Annotated in this window: 18 protein-coding genes; 12 read left to right on the forward strand and 6 right to left on the reverse strand. The window is 46.0% G+C overall.

Going from position 1 to position 19,299, the window contains the following annotated elements:
* Positions 1-359 (reverse strand): hypothetical protein (locus QT984_RS01300; RefSeq protein WP_333372887.1); only part of this gene is annotated, 359 nt, incomplete at its 3' end.
* 126 nt (positions 360-485) lie between these two features.
* On the opposite strand from QT984_RS01300, the gene QT984_RS01305 reads away from it, so the two are divergent.
* Both QT984_RS01305 and QT984_RS01310 read left to right on the forward strand, forming a co-directional pair.
* On the forward strand, positions 486-1,157 hold the full coding sequence (locus QT984_RS01305) for an SOS response-associated peptidase (RefSeq protein ID WP_333210799.1): 672 nt from the start codon (positions 486-488) through the stop codon (positions 1,155-1,157).
* 150 nt (positions 1,158-1,307) lie between these two features.
* Positions 1,308-1,694, forward strand: coding sequence for a VOC family protein (locus QT984_RS01310; protein ID WP_333055830.1), 387 nt, complete (start codon positions 1,308-1,310; stop codon positions 1,692-1,694).
* Positions 1,695-1,715: 21 nt separating this feature from the next.
* Here QT984_RS01310 and QT984_RS01315 read toward each other — a convergent pair whose 3' ends face one another.
* Together QT984_RS01315 and QT984_RS01320 are read right to left on the reverse strand one after the other, a co-directional pair.
* On the reverse strand, positions 1,716-2,903 hold the full coding sequence (locus tag QT984_RS01315) for an RNA-guided endonuclease TnpB family protein (RefSeq protein WP_333055831.1): 1,188 nt from the start codon (positions 2,901-2,903) through the stop codon (positions 1,716-1,718).
* 242 nt (positions 2,904-3,145) lie between these two features.
* A complete protein-coding gene (locus tag QT984_RS01320) occupies positions 3,146-3,763 on the reverse strand; it encodes a CP12 domain-containing protein (protein WP_333055870.1) in 618 nt (205 codons plus the stop codon).
* A gap of 514 nt (positions 3,764-4,277) precedes the next feature.
* Here QT984_RS01320 and glpX point away from each other — a divergent pair.
* From glpX to QT984_RS01335, 3 genes are all read left to right on the forward strand, one after another.
* Entirely contained in the window at positions 4,278-5,315 is a 1,038-nt protein-coding gene (gene glpX / locus QT984_RS01325) for a class II fructose-bisphosphatase (RefSeq protein WP_333055832.1), read from the forward strand.
* Positions 5,316-5,460: 145 nt separating this feature from the next.
* Positions 5,461-6,753 (forward strand): glutamyl-tRNA reductase, encoded by a 1,293-nt coding sequence (locus tag QT984_RS01330; protein WP_333055833.1) that lies wholly within the window; start codon positions 5,461-5,463, stop codon positions 6,751-6,753.
* Between the two features lie 359 nt (positions 6,754-7,112).
* Positions 7,113-10,133: a UPF0182 family protein gene (locus tag QT984_RS01335; RefSeq protein ID WP_333210802.1), complete on the forward strand. Its 3,021-nt coding sequence runs from the start codon at positions 7,113-7,115 to the stop codon at positions 10,131-10,133.
* A gap of 215 nt (positions 10,134-10,348) precedes the next feature.
* Here the strand turns inward: QT984_RS01335 and QT984_RS01340 are convergent, their stop codons facing one another.
* The 3 genes from QT984_RS01340 to QT984_RS01350 form a co-directional block, all read right to left on the reverse strand.
* The gene (locus tag QT984_RS01340) at positions 10,349-11,005 is read right to left on the reverse strand and encodes a hypothetical protein (protein WP_333055835.1); all 657 of its coding nucleotides are present in this window, start codon (positions 11,003-11,005) and stop codon (positions 10,349-10,351) included.
* 228 nt (positions 11,006-11,233) lie between these two features.
* Complete coding sequence (locus tag QT984_RS01345) at positions 11,234-12,184, reverse strand: PIN domain-containing protein (protein WP_333210804.1); 951 nt, start codon at positions 12,182-12,184, stop codon at positions 11,234-11,236.
* Between the two features lie 240 nt (positions 12,185-12,424).
* Positions 12,425-14,053, reverse strand: coding sequence for a site-2 protease family protein (locus QT984_RS01350; protein ID WP_333210806.1), 1,629 nt, complete (start codon positions 14,051-14,053; stop codon positions 12,425-12,427).
* Between the two features lie 239 nt (positions 14,054-14,292).
* On the opposite strand from QT984_RS01350, the gene QT984_RS01355 reads away from it, so the two are divergent.
* The 7 genes from QT984_RS01355 (at position 14,293) to QT984_RS01385 (ending at position 18,714) form a co-directional block, all read left to right on the forward strand.
* Positions 14,293-14,448, forward strand: a complete 156-nt coding sequence (locus tag QT984_RS01355) for a hypothetical protein (RefSeq protein WP_333055840.1) — start codon at positions 14,293-14,295, stop codon at positions 14,446-14,448.
* A 347-nt stretch (positions 14,449-14,795) separates the two neighbouring features.
* Entirely contained in the window at positions 14,796-16,229 is a 1,434-nt protein-coding gene (locus QT984_RS01360) for a hypothetical protein (protein ID WP_333339578.1), read from the forward strand.
* A 230-nt stretch (positions 16,230-16,459) separates the two neighbouring features.
* Positions 16,460-17,152 carry a hypothetical protein gene (locus tag QT984_RS01365; RefSeq protein ID WP_333272040.1) on the forward strand — a complete coding sequence of 231 codons (693 nt, stop codon included), beginning with the start codon at positions 16,460-16,462 and terminating at the stop codon, positions 17,150-17,152.
* Entirely contained in the window at positions 17,149-17,658 is a 510-nt protein-coding gene (locus tag QT984_RS01370; RefSeq protein ID WP_333055847.1) for a hypothetical protein, read from the forward strand. Before QT984_RS01365 ends, QT984_RS01370 begins: the two co-directional genes overlap by 4 nt.
* Positions 17,658-17,879, forward strand: a complete 222-nt coding sequence (locus QT984_RS01375) for a hypothetical protein (protein ID WP_333055848.1) — start codon at positions 17,658-17,660, stop codon at positions 17,877-17,879. The genes QT984_RS01370 and QT984_RS01375 overlap by 1 nt, the downstream gene beginning before the upstream one ends.
* Positions 17,879-18,142, forward strand: a complete 264-nt coding sequence (locus QT984_RS01380; RefSeq protein ID WP_333055849.1) for a hypothetical protein — start codon at positions 17,879-17,881, stop codon at positions 18,140-18,142. Before QT984_RS01375 ends, QT984_RS01380 begins: the two co-directional genes overlap by 1 nt.
* Positions 18,133-18,714 (forward strand): hypothetical protein, encoded by a 582-nt coding sequence (locus QT984_RS01385; protein ID WP_333055851.1) that lies wholly within the window; start codon positions 18,133-18,135, stop codon positions 18,712-18,714. Before QT984_RS01380 ends, QT984_RS01385 begins: the two co-directional genes overlap by 10 nt.
* The last annotated feature ends 585 nt before the right edge of the window (positions 18,715-19,299 follow it).

Genomic DNA, 19,299 nt, shown 5'->3' on the forward strand with positions numbered 1-19,299 from the left:
AATGAATTTTCTTGTGGGGTGTCCCGCAAGAACAGGCAAGATGCCTGTTCCACAAAGAATGAATTTTCTTGTGGGGTATCCCGCAAGAACAGGCAGGATGCCTGTTTCACAAAGAATGAATTTTCTTGTGGGGTATCCCGCAAGAACAGGCAAGATGCCTGTTCCACAAAGAATGAATTTTCTTGTGGGGTGTCCCGCAAGAACAGGCAAGATGCCTGTTCCACAAAGAATGAATTTTCTTGTGGGGTGGGCGTCTCGCCCGCCCGGTTTAGTCCGACAATCCGACAGGGGTTTTTAACCCCTGTCTCATAGTTAAAGTCCTCTAAAAGAGGACTAAAATAGATAGATATTGAGCTCATATTTCCAGTCGGTTTTAACCGACTTTAGCTTTGAGGCAGGGGTTTCAACCCATGCCGGACTGCCGGATTACCCGACTGTCGAACTGCCGGAATCGGTAAAAACCGCGTTAATACAACTATAAAATTATGTGCGGAAGATTCACTTTAACTACTTCAGGTCAAATCATCGCCGAATTATTCAAACTGTCGGGAGTTCCAGACATCAAACCGCGATACAATATCGCCCCAACTCAATCAGTTGCCACAGTCACAGTTGAACCAGAAAAAATGCAGCGACATTTTCAATTTATGCGCTGGGGTCTGATTCCAAGTTGGGCAAAAGACATGAAAATAGGCAGTCGCATGATTAATGCGCGATCGGAAACTGTAGCCGAAAAACCTGCTTTTCGCAGCGCCATTAAGCACAGGCGATGTTTGATAGTGGCTGACGGTTTCTACGAATGGCAACAGCAGGGAAAGAACAAACAGCCTTACTATTTTCAAAAGGCAGACGGCGAACCTTTTGCTTTTGCCGGTTTGTGGGAAAATTGGGAATCTCCTGAAACAGAAAACATTGTATCTTGCACTATAATTACTACCGCTGCTAACGAAACAGTGCAGCCGCTGCACGATCGAATGCCCGTGATTCTCCCCGACAGCGATTGGGAACAGTGGCTCGATCCTGCTGTTAAAAATGCTCGGGAAGTTTTGCCCTTGTTAAAGCCCTATGCTTCCGAAGCGATGAAAGCAAAGGCCGTAAGTGCGATCGTCAATAGTCCAACTAGAGACAGTCCCGAATGTATTAGCGATCGACAATAAATCATTGCAGCCGACAAAACCGAGATAGTTTGAGTTATGATGTAAAATGATGTTTGAGTTGTAGCTTGGGTTTTCTAAAGATCAGTTTAACTCAGTTGTTATTTGCTCAAACATTTTTTAAATCTTAACATCAGTTAGAAGACAAAAAATATGATCGGATATGTTACACTCGGTACCAACGATATTGAAACGGCAGCCAAGTTTTATGATGCTTTGCTGGCTGAAATTGGCGCTCGACGATTCATGGAATTCGACGGATTTATCGCATGGAGCGTTTCTCCAGAGGAACCAGCACTTGCTATTATAAAACCCTATGATGGTAACACAGCAACTGTTGGCAATGGAGTCATGATAGCTCTTCAGGTTGACAGTCCAGAAAAAGTTAACTTAGTTTATAACAAAGCGATCGAACTTGGGGCTAAGGATGAAGGGCCAGCAGGACCAAGAGGCGCGTTACCGGGGTTTTATGCGGGATATTTTCGCGATCTTGATGGGAATAAGCTGAACGTGTTTTGTTTGACATCCACCCCGCCGTAGAACGGCGAGGATTCCCAAACCTCAAGATTTAGGTTTCTGCTTCTGTCCCTTACGGGGTTTCGCACCTGCCTTAACAGATTTACTCTGTTCGGGTCTTACAGTCGCTCCACAGACTGCCACGGCAAGCCCTGCCGCCAAAATATTCTTTGCCGCGTTGATGTCTCGGTCATGGTGTGTCCCGCAATTAGGACAATCCCATTCCCGGATATTCAACGGCATCTTGTCAACGATGTGTCCGCAATTGCCACACCGTTTTGAACTCGGAAACCATCGGTCAATCTTAATTAAAGTACGACCGTACCACTTACACTTGTATTCAAGTTGCCTGACCAATTCGCCCCAACTTGCATCACTTATGGCCAGGGCAAGGTTGGGATTTTTAATCATGTTCTTCACAGCCAAATTCTCGACGGCGATGGTTTGGTTTTCGCGCACCAACCGCGTTGTTAACTTGTGAAGGTTATCTTTTCTTGCATCAGCAATTTCTTGATGTACTTTCGCTACTTTGAGTCGTGCTTTGTAACGGTTGTTTGACCCTTTCTGTTTCCGGCTTAAAGCTTTCTGCGCTCTTCTAAGTTTGCGATATTTTGCCTTGAATCCTTTGGGATTGGCAATCTTTTCACCAGTGCTAAGAGCGAGTAAACTTGTAATGCCCAAGTCAATACCAACTTGACTGCCTGACTGAGGTAATGCTTCAATTTCAACATTCACCAACAGGGAAACTGACCACCTACCAGAGGGTGAAAGCTTCACCGTAATGGTTGATGGTCGGCAACCGACAGGTAGCATCCGGCTCCAACGAATTGGCAACGGGTCGGCACACTTTGCTAAGTAAACTTGTCCATCCTTAAACTTGAAAGCAGATTTGGTAAACTCTGCGCTACCACCATTGCGTTTTTTCTTGAAGTTGGGATATTTCGCCCGCCCATCAAAAAAATTGGTGTAAGCCGTTTGTAAATGTCGCAAGCATTGCTGTAACGGTACGCAGCTAACTTCCGACAGAAAATCTAACTCTTCTGTTTTCTTCCATTCGGTTAGCATTGAAGAGGTTTCAGCATACCCTACCCGTTTTTGGTCTTTGTACCATGCCTCGGTTCTTACGGCTAAGGCACGGTTGTATACTAAACGAGCGCAACCCATTGTCCGTCGCAACAAACTCTCTTGTTCCGGAGTTGGGTAGAATCGATAGCTGAAGGCTTTGAGCGTCATGCTCACAGTCTAACACTTCGATTGTGATATTGTGCTAGACTCAATGTAAAATCTTTGTAAAGCCGTCAAACGAAGGACGGGGTTTCAAACCCAAATTTCTGATGACAGGGCCAAACACTTAAGATTTTTATCTTTCGTGAGGCGAGCCGAAAAAAAGCTATTTCCGATTGTTAGTTATTAGTTATCAATCCATAAATAAGAGTTGATAACTAATAACTAATAGTTAATGACTAATAACTAGATTAACTGTCGTATATCCGCGCTTCAGCAGCCTCTGGATTTTCCTCGCAATACTGGTCAAAAGCCGTTTTTTCCAGCTTCATCGATCGCTGGTGAGAAGCCTCAGCCTGCATTTCTTCTACAATATCCCAGGCTACCGCGCACTCTCTAGAGGTAGCGCCTTTTTCGGCACAGATACTTCTGGCATCCGCGATCGCCTGTTCGATTTCTTCGTCAAATAAAACACTCTTCGGCTTCTCAAGAAAATCGCTTTTTGTCAATATATCCGTGACCGAAATAATGCCCACTAGCTCGTCCTTAATCACCGGCGCCCGGCGGATGCGGGTATTCGCGAACAACCTAGCCACATATTCCACCCCCAAGTCAGGATTGACCGTAATGCAAGGTTTGGTCATAATCTCGAAGACGCGGACTTTTTTCGGGTCTACTCCGTAGGCTGCTACTTTATAGACAATATCCGTTTCTGTCACAATGCCATAGGCATCTTGTTCGTGGCGACGTTCCACAATCAACGCGCGCAAACACAAATCGTTCATCATCGCCACCGCTTCAGCTACCGTTGCTGAACCGCGAATGGTAACAACATCTGTGGTCATAATATCTTGGGCTTTCATCATCATTGTTTTTTGCTTACGGCTCATAAAGTCTACTGCGTCGCGATTTGGGGCTGTCCATTTGATTTGCGATCGTCATTAGGACTTACCCTCACAAACCCGGTTTCTACCAAAATTTTGGGTTTAGTAACGATAAATTCCGGGTTAGCAACCGGGTTTCTGAGAAATCGTGCATCGCAAACTAATCATAAAACCTTTAACGGCACTCGGAATGACAACTTGCCTGAAACAGCCCGTCGCAGCCCCGGAACCTCTGGAGTCCGCGATTTAGCGTTCAGACGGCAGGGCTGTTTCATTCTCTTGTAGGGGCCGTGCTACCCCTACTCCCCGTGCCGGCCCTCTTGGTCGGATCTTTGAGCTTGTTGGACTCAGATTTTCCAGCCCCAGTCTCAAAGAAGCAAAAGTTAACACAAACTAAGCAACTGCTTGCGCTCGCACAGATCCCCGCCTCTGATAAACTTGATGGCTGGGAGTGCAAAAGAGCACAAGGCACGCATCAGCAGTTGGGAGGATCTAGTTCGTGGACAATGTAATCGGTTTAGAGATTATCGAAGTAGTTGAGCAGGCAGCCATCGCTTCCGCTCGCTTGATGGGCAAAGGCGAAAAAGATGAAGCCGACAGAGTGGCTGTAGAAGCCATGCGGGAGCGCATGAACAAAATTCATATGCGCGGCCGCATCGTGATCGGCGAAGGCGAGCGCGATGACGCACCCATGCTTTACATCGGTGAACAAGTAGGTATTTGTACCCGCGAAGATGCCAAAGATGTCTGCAACATAGATGAATTGATCGAAATTGACATCGCTGTTGACCCCTGCGAAGGTACTAACCTGGTTGCTTACGGTCAAAACGGTTCGATGGCAGTTTTGGCAATCTCTGAAAAAGGTGGTTTGTTTGCGGCACCGGATTTCTACATGAACAAATTGGCTGCTCCTGCGGCTGCTAAGAATCATGTAGATATTCGCAAAACGCCCACTCAAAACCTCAAAATTATCTCTGATTGTCTCAGCCGCAGTATTGAAGATTTGGTGGTGGTGGTCATGGATCGCCCCCGACACAAAGATTTAATTAATGAAATTCGGCAAGCGGGTGCAAGAGTTCGGCTGATCAGCGACGGCGACGTTTCGGCAGCGATTTCTTGCGCGTTTTCTGGTTCCAACATCCACGCACTTATGGGTATTGGCGCAGCACCCGAAGGCGTGATTTCTGCAGCGGCAATGCGCTGCTTGGGCGGTCACTTCCAAGGGCAGTTAATTTACGATCCGGCTGTTGTAAAAACTGGTTTGATCGGTGAAAGCAAAGAGAGCAATATCGCCCGCCTGAAAGAGATGGGCATCACAGACCCAGACAAGATTTACAATGCTGAAGAGCTGGCATCTGGAGAAACAGTTCTGTTTGCAGCTTGCGGGATTACTCCCGGAACGCTGATGAATGGAGTTCGCTTCTTTGGCGGCGGCGCTCGCACTGAAAGTTTGGTAATTTCTTCTCAGTCGAAAACGGCTCGATTTGTGGATACAATCCATATGTTTGACCAGCCGAAATCTCTGCAATTGAATTAGTGATTAGTTAGTGGTTAACAGTTAAATGTTAACAATTAACAGTTAACGGTGAACAGTCACCAGTGATTAGCAATTAGCGATAAACTAAGAACTAATAACAGGTGACTGTTAACAACTAAGAAAGAAATAGTGACAAATCACAGATATGAATATTGCAGTCGTAGGTCTCAGCCACAAAACAGCGCCGGTAGAAGTTCGCGAAAAACTGAGCATTCCAGAACAGAAAGTTGAAGCCGCGATCGCCCAATTGCGCGGCTACCCGCACGTTCAAGAGGTTGCCATCCTCAGCACTTGCAACCGCTTAGAGATTTATATTGTTACCCGCGAGTCGGAACCTGGTGTGCGAGAGGTTATTCAGTTCCTTTCCGAATTCAGTAAAGTTCCTTTGCAGTCTTTGCGCCCTCACCTGTTTATTTTGCTGCACGAAGATGCGGTGATGCACTTGATGCGAGTGGCTTCTGGCCTCGACAGTTTGGTGCTCGGAGAAGGACAAATTTTGGCTCAGGTGAAACAAACTCACAAACTCGCCCAGCAGTACAAAGGTGTAGGCAGAATTTTAGAGCGCTTGTTCAAGCAAGCTCTCACAGCAGGGAAACGAGTTCGCACGGAAACTAGCATCGGTACTGGTGCAGTTTCGATTAGTTCGGCGGCGGCAGAATTGGCTCAAATGAAGGGTCAGCATTTAGCAAGCAGCAAAATTGCCATTATCGGTGCTGGCAAAATGTCGCGGCTTTTGGTGCAGCATTTGCTCTCCAAAGGAGCTAGCCATATTTCGATCGTTAACCGCTCTGTGCGGGGCGCCCTGGAGTTGGCCGGTCAGTTTAAAGATGCTCAACTGCACCTGTATCAGCTATCGGAAATGATGCAGGTAATTGCTAGTTCTGACTTGGTTTTTACCAGTACGGCAGCTACCGATCCACTGTTAAATAAAGCTAAATTGGAAGCGGTTTTAGATCCGAATCGCCCTTTGATGTTGGTGGATATTTCTGTGCCGCGCAACATTGACTCGGATGCAAACGAACTCACTAATGTGCGATCGTTTAATGTGGACGACTTGAAAGCAGTGGTAGCTCAAAATCACGAAACCCGTCGCAAAATGGCAATGGAAGCTCAGGGCTTGCTGGAACAGGAAGTAGAGGCTTTTGATCTCTGGTGGCGCAGTCTGGAAACCGTTCCTACTATTAGCTGTTTGCGGGATAAGATAGAATTGATTCGGGAACAAGAGTTAGAAAAAGCTTTATCGCGTCTTGGTTCGGAATTTTCGGAGAAACATCAAGATGTGATTGAATCTTTAACAAGGGGGATTGTGAATAAGATTTTGCACGATCCGATGGTACAGTTACGCGCTCAGCAGGATATTGAGGCGCGGCGGCAAGCGATGCAAACTTTGCAAACACTGTTTAATTTGGATGTGGATGTCAATCAGCAGTACAGCTAGTTTGTCATTGGTCATTAGTCATTAGTCATTAGTCAGTTGACCCGAAAGCAGGAGTCATATTATGCCCGGTCAATTACCATGAATAAAAATGCCTCCAACCCTGGCGGCAAAAGTATCATTCGGGAAGGTAAATTGCTCGAACATGATATAAGTTACAGCATATTCCATGTATATGTAGTACACACTATATTGTAGTAAGTAAGGTGCGTCGCCACCAGTTAATCTGCAAGTTCTATTTAAAAGGTCGCAGATCCGCACCCTACATATTAAAATTACACAACATAAATATAGCGGCTACTGTACTTCATCAACCTGGAATATGCTGTATCATTCAACCAATAACTAATGACTAATAAGTAATGACTAATAGGCGAATTTATCAATTAATTTTAGGGATTGTAGGGCTGTGGCTGGTTCTTGAATTTGCCTCCCGCATGGCTGCAGAAATTCTCTGGTTTCAGGAAGTTGGATATCTTCAGGTTTTTCTGTTAAAGCTGAAAACTCAAGGGTTGCTGGGGACGATCGCAATTGCTGTTTCTTCTGTCTTTTTGCTGGGAAATTTGGCTTTAGCCCGCCGCCTGCAACATCCCGCAGAGGAAATGAAATCGCCGGTTGTGGGGGAGCTATTCGCTTCACTGAGGGCGAACAACGCGGGGAAGAATACCGAGAAGAATTACGAATTACCTGTTGCTAAATCCCAAATAACCTTTTCCTGGCTGCTGTTGGCGGTATTCGGATTGAGTTCGATCGCAACTTTTATAGTAATTCACTGCGGGCTGTTGGCTGCAAACAGCCTCACCTATTTGGGTATAGCTGGCAATTTACCTGCACCGCCGGTGCAGTTAGGAATTGAGTCCATCCAGCAAATAGCCGTGCAGTTATTTTCTCGCTGGTGGCAGTTGGGCTTGCTGCTGGGGACAATGTTAGCTGTGGTAATTAAGCCTGATTTTTGGCTGCGGGCGATCGCCCTTTTTCTCAGTTTGGCGATCGGGCTGATTGTCGCCAGTCGCTGGACAAATGTTTTGCAATATTTTCACCCTATTAATTTTAACACGACCGACCCTCTTTTTCATCAAAATATTAGCTTTTATGTATTTATTTTGCCAATCTTAGATTTGCTAGGATTCGGGCTGACAGTTGTATTTTTGTACAGTTTAGTATCTAGTGCTTTAACATATTTGCTGTCGGGAAATAGCCTGAGTCAAGGGATATTTTTGGGGTTTTCTCGATCCCAGCAGCGGCACTTGTACGGGTTGGGTGCAGCTTCCATGCTAGCCGTTGCATTCCGCTACTGGTTGGGGCGCTACTCATTGCTGTATTCGCGGGGAGACGTTACTTACGGCGCAAATTATGCTGACGTGACAGTGCGACTGCCCTTCTATGGATTTTTGAGTATTGTGGCCGCGACGATCGCACTTTTGATGCTGTGGCAGGTTTACCAATTCAAAATTAAAAATGAAGTCCTAAAAAAAATTATTTTAGCCTGGGTAACTTTAACTTTTGTGGGAGGTTGGCTGCTGCCACAAATTGTGCAGAAACTCATAGTTCAACCCAACGAACTAGCACGAGAACAGCCGTACATTGAGCGCAGTATTGCCTTTACTAAAGAAGCCTTTGATCTCAACAATATCGAAATAAAAACATTCGATCCCGCCGGAAAACTTACTTATGCCGACTTAGAAAAAAATCAACTTACTATTAGCAACATCCGCCTGTGGGACAAGCGACCGCTGCTGCAAACGACCCGACAGTTACAGCAAATTAGACCATATTATACATTTCCTGATGCGGATATCGATCGCTACACAATCAAAAAGGAAAAAGCACAAAAAGGAGATTCGGAAAGTCAACAAGTGTTTCTGGCAGCGCGGGAATTAGATTACACAGCAGTTGCCCCAGATGCTCAAACTTGGGTGAACGAACACCTAGTTTACACTCACGGTTACGGCTTTACTCTTTCTCCCGTAAACAGAGTCGGTGTCGGCGGTTTACCGGATTATTTTGTCAAAGATATTGGAGTGGCAGCCCAGAAAGGAGAGACTGCTTTGGAAGTCACTAGCGATCGAATTCGGGCCAGTATTCCGATCGGCTACCCGCGAATTTACTACGGCGAAATCACCGATACAGACGTGATGACGCCCACAAAAGTCAAAGAATTCGACTATCCCAGCGGCGAAGAAAATGTTTACAATACTTACAGCGGTAGGGGCGGAATTGCGATCGGTTCTATATGGAGGCGCTGGCTGTTTGCTAATTATCTCAAAAATTGGCAAATGGCGCTTACCCGCAATTTTACCCCAGAAACTAAATTGCTGTACCGCCGAAATATTAACAAAAGAGTCCGGGCGATCGCTCCTTTTTTGCGCTACGATTCTGACCCGTATTTAGTAGTAGCCAACGCCAATCTTAGCAATGATGATATAGAAAAAGCCAGGGAGGACAATGGCAACAAAATTAAACCTGCACCCGCCGCTAATGATAAATCTCCCAACTATCTTTACTGGATTATCGATGCCTATACAGCAAGTCCTCGCTATCCGTATTCCGATCCGGGAAATCATGAGTTTAACTACATACGTAACTCTGTAAAAGTAGTAATTGATGCCTACAACGGATCTGTTGACTTCTATGTTGCCTATCCCTCCGATCCGATTATTAACAGTTGGATGGCTATCTTTCCCGGACTCTTCAAACCCCTTGACAAAATGCCTCCGGCTCTCCGCAAACATATCAGATATCCAGTAGATTTGCTGAGCATTCAATCAGAACGCTTGCTAACTTATCATATGGAAGACCCGCAAGTATTTTACAATCGGGAGGATTTGTGGCGAGTTCCCAATGAAATTTATGGCAGCGAACAGCAGCCCGTAGCACCGTATTATTTGATTACGAAACTGCCAACGGAAACAACAGAAGAATTTATTTTGCTGCTGCCATTTACACCAGTAAGCCGCAACAATTTAATTGCTTGGATTGCAGGGCGATCGGATGGTGGCAATTACGGAAAATTGCTGTTGTATCTGTTTCCCAAACAGCGATTAGTTTATGGCCCGGAACAAATAGAAGCTTTAATTAACCAAGATCCTGTTATTTCCGAACAAATATCTCTCTGGAATCGCCAGGGTTCAAAAGCAATTCAAGGAAACTTATTAGTAATTCCTATTGAACAATCTTTACTGTATGTGGAACCTCTTTACTTAGAAGCAGAGCGTAATAGTTTGCCAACTTTAGTCAGAGTTATTGCTGTTTACGAAAACCGCATCGTCATGGCAGAAAATCTTGAATTGGCACTCAAGGCACTTTTTCAGCAACAATCTACCAATAAACCGGCCATTATTCGACCTTTAGAAGGAACAGCGCCAGCTTTAAACAATGAATGATATCAATTTCCGTTGAACTCGTCATGATTGTTGACTGTTGACTGTTGACTGTTGACTAGGGGTCTGAAAACTGAATGGTTGAGTGTTAAGTGTTGACTCTATTTTATTATTCCGAGGCCAGCGAAAACGATATAAATTAGTGCGACTTCTGTTCGCTAGGATCGCGAATTAAATAACTTACAATTTTAATTGTTATTGTGGAAGTTATTTAATTCTCATTCCCTAGCAGCCTTGATATCCTGCCACCAAACATTGACATAGGGCCACATCAATCTCTCGTCTCCTCCAGAATCTAGTTTCACTGTCACCTCATAACGGTCAATATGCGTGAGTTCGCCAGTTTTACCATTCAAATAAAATTGTTTGGGATTGTCGGTGATAATTTCTACCCTTTGATTCAACAGCGGCAGCATCTGGGTAGAAGAACCCTGAAACGGATTTTTGCCTTTGATCGCATAGCCACCAATCAAAGATAAGTACATTAAAGCTAGGAAAAATACCGTCAATAAGCCCACAATTACCAGTGTTTTTTGTTGTGAAAAACTGGTATAAACGCTCCCATATCCTACGATCATAGTTCCCAAAAACAACAAATTTGGCAGGTACAGCCCATCTTCCAAAAACACGCTACCAAAAAACATCAGGACTACCTGAAAACCAAATAATGCCGCCACCCAACTCCAGCCAGTTAGCAACGATGCAGATAGTAGCCAATTCATTGCTAGAGTAAGGGCGATCGCCATTGCTATTGCCCCAAGTGGTGCTGCATAATCGTATTGTCTGAAGGGAAGAAGAACAAAAAATACTAAAGCATACGCAAAACCCGCAAAAGCCAGTGCTAATCCACTAATTATTTGGTTCCCGTTCAGCATGGCGAGGAATTTTTAGAACACTAAAGTGGAGCGTTCATCTTGTGTTGTGATAGTAGCCGTTGAAAATTCCCAGCGGACTAAGGCCAGAAATTCTAACCGTAGGGTGCGCCACGAGCAGCTTACCGCTATATTTAGGGGAGAGAACCGATTTGTTAACCAAGCGTGCTATCCCAGTTTCCCAAGGTGCAAATCAGCCACATCAGAAGGTAGAATTTTCAGCAAACTAGATTATTTAGGGTCGATCGACTTAACAAATTGTTGCACAGGCTGCGGTAGAGCCGGCACAAAAGTCTTTCTAAAACCCCTAACATCGAACACTCGCCACAAAATACCCACCGCTACCGTCAAGAAAAATAAGGCTCCCAAAAAATTGAACACACTAGACAGAAAACCGCTGTCCCTTTTTTTCGGAGGTGTAATATGTTTCATGCGATATACAGCCGGCTCGTAATCTATCGACTCCTCGCGATTGCGCCGTGGCGTTTTGGGCCGGGAACTCGCACTGCGCTTCTCAGTCAAACCCGTTTTATTAGTTTTAGTAAAACTGGTAGACGACTTCAATTCAGAAGCGCCGCGCGTCCCCGTTAACTTGCTAGCAGAAGCCCCCGTTTGGCCCACAGCAGCATCCTGAATTCTGCTGTTAGGGCGCTGAGTCGATTTGCGTTCGGCGAGGGTACGCATCAAACTTTGCAATTGCTGAGTCGCCGCCGGCGGGCGTTCCCCTTTCCTCGCCCAATTTAACAGCATCGCCCCGGTAATCCCGCAGAGATTCGTAGCGCCTACAGAAGCCAGCCGCTTCAGCAGAGGCTGGCTGTTGGACACAAAAATCACCAATGCGTCCGGGTGTTCTTGAGCCAAACCGTAAACGCACTGAGCCGTGGCCACCACCAGCATTGCTGGCTTGCTTTGATTTTTGATCGAAGGTTCGAGAGCGCGGTGTGTTTCCTGAGCGTCAGTTGCAATCCAACCGCTGTCGGCAAAAAAGCGCATAAACTCTCTAGCTACTTGCTCTTGAGCTTTTTCCACCGCTTGCCCTGTCAGACGATCTATTTCGTCGTACACTACTTCTGGGATATAGCAAGTTCCCACCTTCGTATATTCTTGCCAAACTTGGGTTCGGCCAGTCATTAAAACATCTGCATCAAAAGTTACCAATACAGGAGGAAGTTGATTAGCCATGACTTTATCCTATAGGCTCAGATAAGTTATTTAAACTTAATCGATCAAGTTTAAACAAATTTTGGGTTATAAAAAAATCAACTTTTGGTAGTAGATAAATTGCCCTGGGCGCGGGTATTAATGGGAAATTAGTAGTTAGGAACCCGATCGCCCTTCAGTTCCCAGTTCGATCGCTCAATTCCTATATTCCACTAATTTACCGCAACCCAAGAGCCTATTACCAAAGATGCCCGACTACTGCTAGTTGCCAATTCCCAGACGGCCAGCCAAAGCCGGAGTCAACGGCAACAGCGCAGCAATCATCAAGAACAAAGCTAGCAAACCCAAAGCCGCGCGAGCGTCGTCAGGCTCAGTCAGCTCGTTGAGGCTCGGTCGCTCCAGATTCCGCTGTAAAATCAGAATCACGATCGCCCAATACAGAGCCAAAGGATTAACTAAAGAAACGATAGCCAGCACCACAAAAGTCGCCAAAGTAGTGCGACTGGCTATTTTCCGACCGTAGATGGCTTGCACGATTCTACCCCCGTCCAACTGTCCCGCCGGCATCAAATTAATCGCCGTTATTACCAAGCCCAACCAACCGATAACTACCAGCGGGTGAACGTCAACAATCTGCTGCTGCAACGCCGAACCCAAAACCACTTTTGCCAAAGTTCCCACCAAAACCGAGCCCTTGAAAAATTCTGCGGGAATTTGAAACAAACTGCCGGGGTGAGACAGCAGCAAACCCGTTACCAGCATTAGCACAGAAACTATTCCCCCAGCCGCTGACCCGGCAAAAGCGATGTCAAACAAAACTTTACGGTTGGGCAGCAGCGACTCAAAACGGTCGATCGCGCCAAAACAACCTATCTGCAAAGTTGGTATAAAAAACGGCCAACTCAAGCCAACCTTGTACCGATTTGCCAGCACTCGGCGAGCAATTTCCCCAGACCCTAAAACCGCCCAAATTCCGGCTGCAATTGGCAAAACTTCTAGATATCTAGCCGGCGAGTTAAAGAAATCGAAACTTAGCAGCAAACCGCCTGTCTCTAAGCTAGTAGCAATTGTTGCCAGCAGGAGCACGACTGCTAGGATTTTTTGAGACACGGTTGTGGGCTGCGGGTCGTTGGTGCTGGGCAAGATAATAACTACGGGCTTGTCGTCCTGATTTTCTACTAAAAATAGACGGTAGCGATCGTTTAATCTTTCTGCCAAACTTGCCGTCAAACGTGAGTGTACTTGTTCTGGGTCTCCTCGGAGATTGCCTTTGAGAATTACCCCATCTTGATAGGGAATCGTTTCTGTGGCAAAGAAAGTATCAATTCCAAAGATACCTTTAATTGCCTTGAGGTCTTCCACCGGAACGGGAATTATTTCTGATTCATTATTCGCAGGCGACGAGGTGACGATCTTAATCGTTTCTGGGCCTGGTGGTCGCTGCGACTCAGGGGCTGAGAAAGCATCGCTTTGGGACTTTACCTCAGCAGCATCCGGCCGCGGCAGCACTGTATCAGATGCAGCCTTACGCAATTGCCGGCCCAGATAAATGTACAATCCCGTGGATGCCACTAGCAGCAACAATACCGCAACTAGATTGAGGTAAATTCCGGCGGCGAACAAACCAAAGAACAGCAGCCAGGGACTCATCAGCGCAACAGACTGCAACCAAGCCAAAATTCCCAGTTTGCCAAAAGGTCTGGCGCGATAAAATCCCCAACCCAGAATTCCCATAGCAACCAATACGAGCGCAATTGTTGCCGTATTTTCCGATGCAACTATAGGCATTCCGGTTGCTTGCGCCAATAGGGGCTTTAATCGGTCGATCGCGCTGCGGTCGAGTAATAGCATTAAATTTTGGGGAACATGAAATAGAGTTGTTGGGAACATATCCAAACCTGTCGGAAACTAGCCTGATTACTAAGGATAACCTCTGAGGGCTACTCGGCCCACAACCTGCTGTTGCTGTTTGAACATCGCAGGAGCTAGGCTATTGACACAATAGACTTTTTATGATATCACATCGGCTATAGCAAACCTATACCCAGAAGGGTAGCAGTGTCGATCGGTCAGAAGCATGAAGATTCGCCCAGTGTGGCAGGTGGGGCTTTTTTAAGGATTTGTTTCGGATGCCAGACGCCGAAAATAAAAACTCAGCTCCGACCGTCGCAGAATTCCCAGAGCCGACTGACTTGCTCAACCAATTGAAAGCGCGGCGTAAAAAATCCAGAGCGGACTTGGCAGACGTGGAGACGTTCTTGGAAATATTGGGTTCGGAGAGTTGACCCGTGTCTGCTGAAAGGATGCCGGGATACCACCTGACCCAGATAGGCAGTGTTTCGCATTTGTTGTGCGAAACAAAATGCGAAAAAAATGCGAAACAAATAAGGTTTGAGCCGCTCTCTCCTTTTCGGGAAAGAACGGCTCAAAGCATTGATGCTATTAGGTTTTATCTACGGGTACGGCAGGACTTGAATCAAAGCCTCGCTCTTGAATTACGAATTTCCGTCGTTCTAGCCATTTTTTGCACCCACTCTGAAAGTCCTGTTTTTGATTTGAGCGAACACTGAGCGACTTGCTGTAGGCTGAGTACATCAGTCGAACTCAGCACTATCAGAGTAGGGAGCGAGAGATGAGCGAAAAATCTAATCCTGTCACTGCAAGTACCACCGCAGACTACCTTATTGGCTACGAGCGGATTCTAGACTACTTCCAACAAGCACAGAAAGAATGCCCCAAGGGCGTAGGGCTAAAAAGAGACAGGAAAGCGAGTGGTGGTTACATAACGTTGCAATTCAAGTTAGGTGACAAGCGGGTCAACAAGACTTGTGGGTGCTACTTGACCATGCAAGGTATCACTGATGCTCTGAGGAAAGCTCATCTAGTTGCTAGCGGTTTACAGTCCTTCTCTAGCGAGAGTCGCTTTTTAGCCTGGTATGATGATGTTATTTTGGATAAAAACGTCATCAAAAATGATTTGATAACGTTTGGTCAGGCGATAACAAAAGTAGAGAAAGAATACTGGGATGGACGCACTAAACGCCGTCAACAACGTGACAGGAGTAGTATTAGTCAGCAACGTACTTGGAGTGCCGTTTACGGTGACTACTATAAGCTGTTGCCACAAGATAGGGTCGTAAACCTAACAGATATTCTGTCCGCAGTTAACGGTAAAAAACAAGGAACCAAGTGCTTTAAAAATTGCTTGTGCGCCATGAAAAAGCTTGCTGAGACTATTGACAGTGCCGACTTATTGGGCAGGCTCAAAGAGATTGACGGTAGACAAACAGAATTTCGTGAAGACCTTCAAACTTTATCGGTTGATGAGTTTTTAAAACTTCGCGAAGTGGTTTTAGATGTTCCCAACAACAAACGATACCATTTGGAATCACGTAGGCGGTGGATGTGGGTATTCTCAATGCAGTTGGTGTATGGCTTTCGAGTTCATGAAGTTTTTGCGATTCAGAATATTGACAAGCCATTTAAGACGAAAGATGGTGTTATTATTCCTGCCTTGAATGAACCGATAAACAAACAAATGATTGCCGTAGTAGGCGATAAGACGTTACTAGATACTACAACTAAGACGGGCTACAGGTTGTGTATACCCATGCTCCCTCCTACTCATCCTGACTTGATGGAATGTTTAGAAATCAAATCAGGCAACTTGCCTGATGTTAGAACATCGTCAAACAATCCAAAGACGATTAGTGGGCTATACAGTGACCGCGCACAAACTATCTTAAGAAGATGGGACAAAGGCTTTACCCAAACCCACGCTTTACGTCACTTAGCGAATCTCAACGGTCAAATGGCGGGGATGTCTCAGGAGACAAGAGCTAAGAGTTTGGGGCATTCAACACAGATGAATGAAGGTACTTATAAAAAACGAGCCAATACTCAGACAACGATTGATTTACTAACTCAGTCCACAACAGAAGCTATTCCATTGGGTAGTGCAATTGGAGTGCTTAAACAGTTAGGAAGTGATGTGAAAAATGTCAAACTGCTAGCCGCTATTTACGGCATTACGCCCCACGAAGTGATGGAGTTGCTTGCCGAATAACTTGAAACAAAACTTTACAGTCCCTGTGTTGACAAGGAAGTGGAAGTCTGCAATCGTGAGTAACTAAGGAAGATTGATGCGCGGTTGACGAGCACTTGCAATGCTAGCCAAACCACGACTTCCCCAAACGTTCAGGTACAACGGTTGGAGCCGATAAATTATGACATTTTTAGACGGTTGTCTTTGCGGACGATCGCAACTCTTAATGATTGAGTTGACGGGGTTTTGCCATGACTAAACCTACCGTCAGCTACCGTCGCATTGACCAATTAAGGGCGATCGCCTATGACCGTGGCTTCTCCAATGAAGACGCCAGACAGTTCGGGAAGCTTAGCAAAACTGCTACATGGGAAGCGCTGCTAGAACTGTACCTCGTTGACGGTGAATCACTTGACACAGTGAATGTAGACAGTGTAGACGCAGTGCTAGACATACCACTAGACACAGTTCTAGAAAGTGTAGACACAGTACCTGAACTGCTTGACACAGCGACTGTAGACAGTGTAGACACAGTGTCTGAACTGCTTGACACAGTACCCGAAGCTATACAAACAGTCGCAAGTAGTCGCAAGCAGTTCGACTGTTTGTATACCTTAGCTAGATCACTTGACACAGGTGAAACTGTCGCAAGCAGTCGCAAGCAGTCCGACTGTTTGTATACCTCGGCTAAACCACTAGACACAGTGCTAGACACTGTAGACACCCTAGATTGGACTAACGACGGTTCGTTCCCCGTGTGCGGTTTCACTCGCCAGACTTCCACCAGCTTTTTAGACTGGGTTGACCTTGGGCAACTCATCGCACTCATACTCGCATCGACGGGAGTGTTTGTGCTGGCAATGTCTATGTGGCGTCAAATCAATCCCCTGAATTTATTTCCCTCTCCTGTTCGCATCAACATTCAAATTGGGACAAAACTATGAGCTTACAACTACGCCTTTTTGGCGGCAATTCTGATGCTGGAAAACTCACTGCCAGCAACGACGGCGGACACGCAATCGACAAATCAAAAGTTCTAGCAAGCACCGACGCAAGTGTCATCACACCGCTAAATCCTGGTAACTTTTCCAGCATCCGTAGTGTTCCAGTTGTGCCAGCACCGCGCTACTTCACCAAAGAAGAAGCGGACGCAATGAAGGATTTAGCTAAGGAGAAAACAGACGGCGCAAAACAGTCTAAACGTGCCTATGAAGCGCTGGCAAAAGTTGAAGAAGCCGATGCCAAAGTTCACCGCCATCACCGCAAATATGAAGGTGTTGTGGCTGATAATGAACTGGGTAAAAAACGCTCAGACACTCGACTGGCTAAGCACTTGCACAGCTTGCGCCCTGGTTATGCCCGACTGGGTTTAGGGATTGATAAAGCTGACAGCGATGCCCGCACTCGGATTGATGCAATCAAAGCCAAGCTCACCGGAGGTGCAAGCTAATGGAATATATGTGGATTGCTGGCAACAAAAAAGAAGTGAAAAAATTAGTAGAAGCTTTACGAGCTAACGGATTCACGTTCGAGCTTTCCCACTATGCGGAAATCTCAAATTCCCCTTTTGGTGTTGACCGATATTCCTACACCCTGAAAGATTTCCGTCCCCCCGCCGTAGCGACTCCCCAGCCTCGCCCGTGGGATGCAGTGCTAGGAGGTAAGAAATAATGAAAGCGATGTATCTGGCAAATTACTTCGTTGCCGGATGCGTCGCTTTCTCCCTTCTGGGATGGATAGCGAGTCTGCATCCAATGGCAATGAAAGCGGTTTTATTCTTGTTAACAGCAATAGCGATTGCTTGGGGGCTAAGTTGGTTGCTTGACTACTCCCTGAGTAAATTGCTCAAGGTTTCAGTGGCTGACTTACAGGCTGTTTTAATCGGCGGTTTAGCGATGCTGCTGATTGGTTTGGGGGTATTTCTATGCAGCTAAAACTGTTCGTTTTAAGCGCGTCCTCTGTAGTTCTTTGGCTGACTCCACTAGCAGCACTAGACAAAAAGCTAGACACTCACAAAGCGCTGCAAGGTGTTAGTTTGTGTGCTGCGATTGCTTGTGCAGTATCGGCGGGTAATATCGCCCGCAAACTGTCCGAACAAGGGGAGATTGAGGCAATTAAAGAGCGGGCAATCACTGCCGATGTGGTGGATGAAATCAGCACCAGCGTATACATTTCTCAGAAACAAAGACAACAGGAAGCAGAACAAATTCTGGCAACAAACGAACGAACCGACGAACAAGAGGCAGAACTCGATTCGATAAGAGAATCACTAGAACTGTTACTGAATAAGACTTCTGGCGATTCGGGCGAACTCGCAGTAGTGAATTTATCCACTAGACAGCGCGAACAAATCGAACTGATTCTGCAATGTCACGCGAAGGGCATCACCGGCAAGAATAAAATCCTTAAAGAAGTTTGGGGAGTGTCAGCCGGCAGTAGTCAATCCTACCGGGACGCGAAGGCTGAGTATGAATTCTTGCTCCCATTCGTCAAGGGTGACGAGTAACGTGAGCCGGGAGGGGGCTGGCTTATGGCCTGCCTCTCGACCGCAGAATCTCACCGAAATGCTCCGTAATGTTTCCCAAACCTATTAGGTGTATTTTGCCACTGCGAAACCTATCAGGTTTCGTGACATTTTGCCAAGTTTCTCCGTCAGCCAGTGAACCTCAAGCCGACTACATCTATAATGGGTTCCAATGAATATCCGACAGCTTCTCAAATTCAAGGAAAACAGGCTCGAATGGCGTCGCCATTGGAAAGCTTTTTTTTGCTGGGTTGCTAAGCACTGGGGGTATCGGGTGAGCGCGGTTTACAAAGGGCGGACGAACAAGTGGGTCAGCTTTAATGTTTGCAGGGATTTAAGAAAGCAATTAACGCTCTTGGCTCAACTGTTGAAAGCTTTGACACCCATCTCTAGATTTTGCAATGGCTTAATATCTGTGTCGCGCACTGACAACTTAATCGCACCCCTAGTCAACTAGCGGGGCGGTACCACCTGTTTTAAATTTTCAACAAATTCTAGACACCAAAAAACCGCTGCTATCAATTGGTACCTGACTCGCAACGGTTTTGAGGATTCATCCACATTCAA

Origin of the sequence: Microcoleus sp. Z1_B2 (assembly GCF_036700325.1) — a bacterium.
Lineage (GTDB): Bacteria > Cyanobacteriota > Cyanobacteriia > Cyanobacteriales > Microcoleaceae > Microcoleus.

Bases quoted from the DNA above. Each gene is read 5' to 3' on its own strand.
- QT984_RS01305 (WP_333210799.1), top strand. From the start codon at position 486: ATGTGCGGAAGATTCACTTTAACTACTTCAGGTCAAATCATCGCCGAA.
- QT984_RS01310 (WP_333055830.1), top strand. From the start codon at position 1,308: ATGATCGGATATGTTACACTCGGTACCAACGATATTGAAACGGCAGCC.
- QT984_RS01315 (WP_333055831.1), bottom strand. From the start codon at position 2,903: ATGACGCTCAAAGCCTTCAGCTATCGATTCTACCCAACTCCGGAACAA.
- QT984_RS01320 (WP_333055870.1), bottom strand. From the start codon at position 3,763: ATGATGATGAAAGCCCAAGATATTATGACCACAGATGTTGTTACCATT.
- QT984_RS01330 (WP_333055833.1), top strand. From the start codon at position 5,461: ATGAATATTGCAGTCGTAGGTCTCAGCCACAAAACAGCGCCGGTAGAA.
- QT984_RS01335 (WP_333210802.1), top strand. From the start codon at position 7,113: ATGACTAATAGGCGAATTTATCAATTAATTTTAGGGATTGTAGGGCTG.
- QT984_RS01340 (WP_333055835.1), bottom strand. From the start codon at position 11,005: ATGCTGAACGGGAACCAAATAATTAGTGGATTAGCACTGGCTTTTGCG.
- QT984_RS01345 (WP_333210804.1), bottom strand. From the start codon at position 12,184: ATGGCTAATCAACTTCCTCCTGTATTGGTAACTTTTGATGCAGATGTT.
- QT984_RS01350 (WP_333210806.1), bottom strand. From the start codon at position 14,053: ATGTTCCCAACAACTCTATTTCATGTTCCCCAAAATTTAATGCTATTA.
- QT984_RS01355 (WP_333055840.1), top strand. From the start codon at position 14,293: ATGCCAGACGCCGAAAATAAAAACTCAGCTCCGACCGTCGCAGAATTC.
- QT984_RS01360 (WP_333339578.1), top strand. From the start codon at position 14,796: ATGAGCGAAAAATCTAATCCTGTCACTGCAAGTACCACCGCAGACTAC.
- QT984_RS01365 (WP_333272040.1), top strand. From the start codon at position 16,460: ATGACTAAACCTACCGTCAGCTACCGTCGCATTGACCAATTAAGGGCG.
- QT984_RS01370 (WP_333055847.1), top strand. From the start codon at position 17,149: ATGAGCTTACAACTACGCCTTTTTGGCGGCAATTCTGATGCTGGAAAA.
- QT984_RS01375 (WP_333055848.1), top strand. From the start codon at position 17,658: ATGGAATATATGTGGATTGCTGGCAACAAAAAAGAAGTGAAAAAATTA.
- QT984_RS01380 (WP_333055849.1), top strand. From the start codon at position 17,879: ATGAAAGCGATGTATCTGGCAAATTACTTCGTTGCCGGATGCGTCGCT.
- QT984_RS01385 (WP_333055851.1), top strand. From the start codon at position 18,133: ATGCAGCTAAAACTGTTCGTTTTAAGCGCGTCCTCTGTAGTTCTTTGG.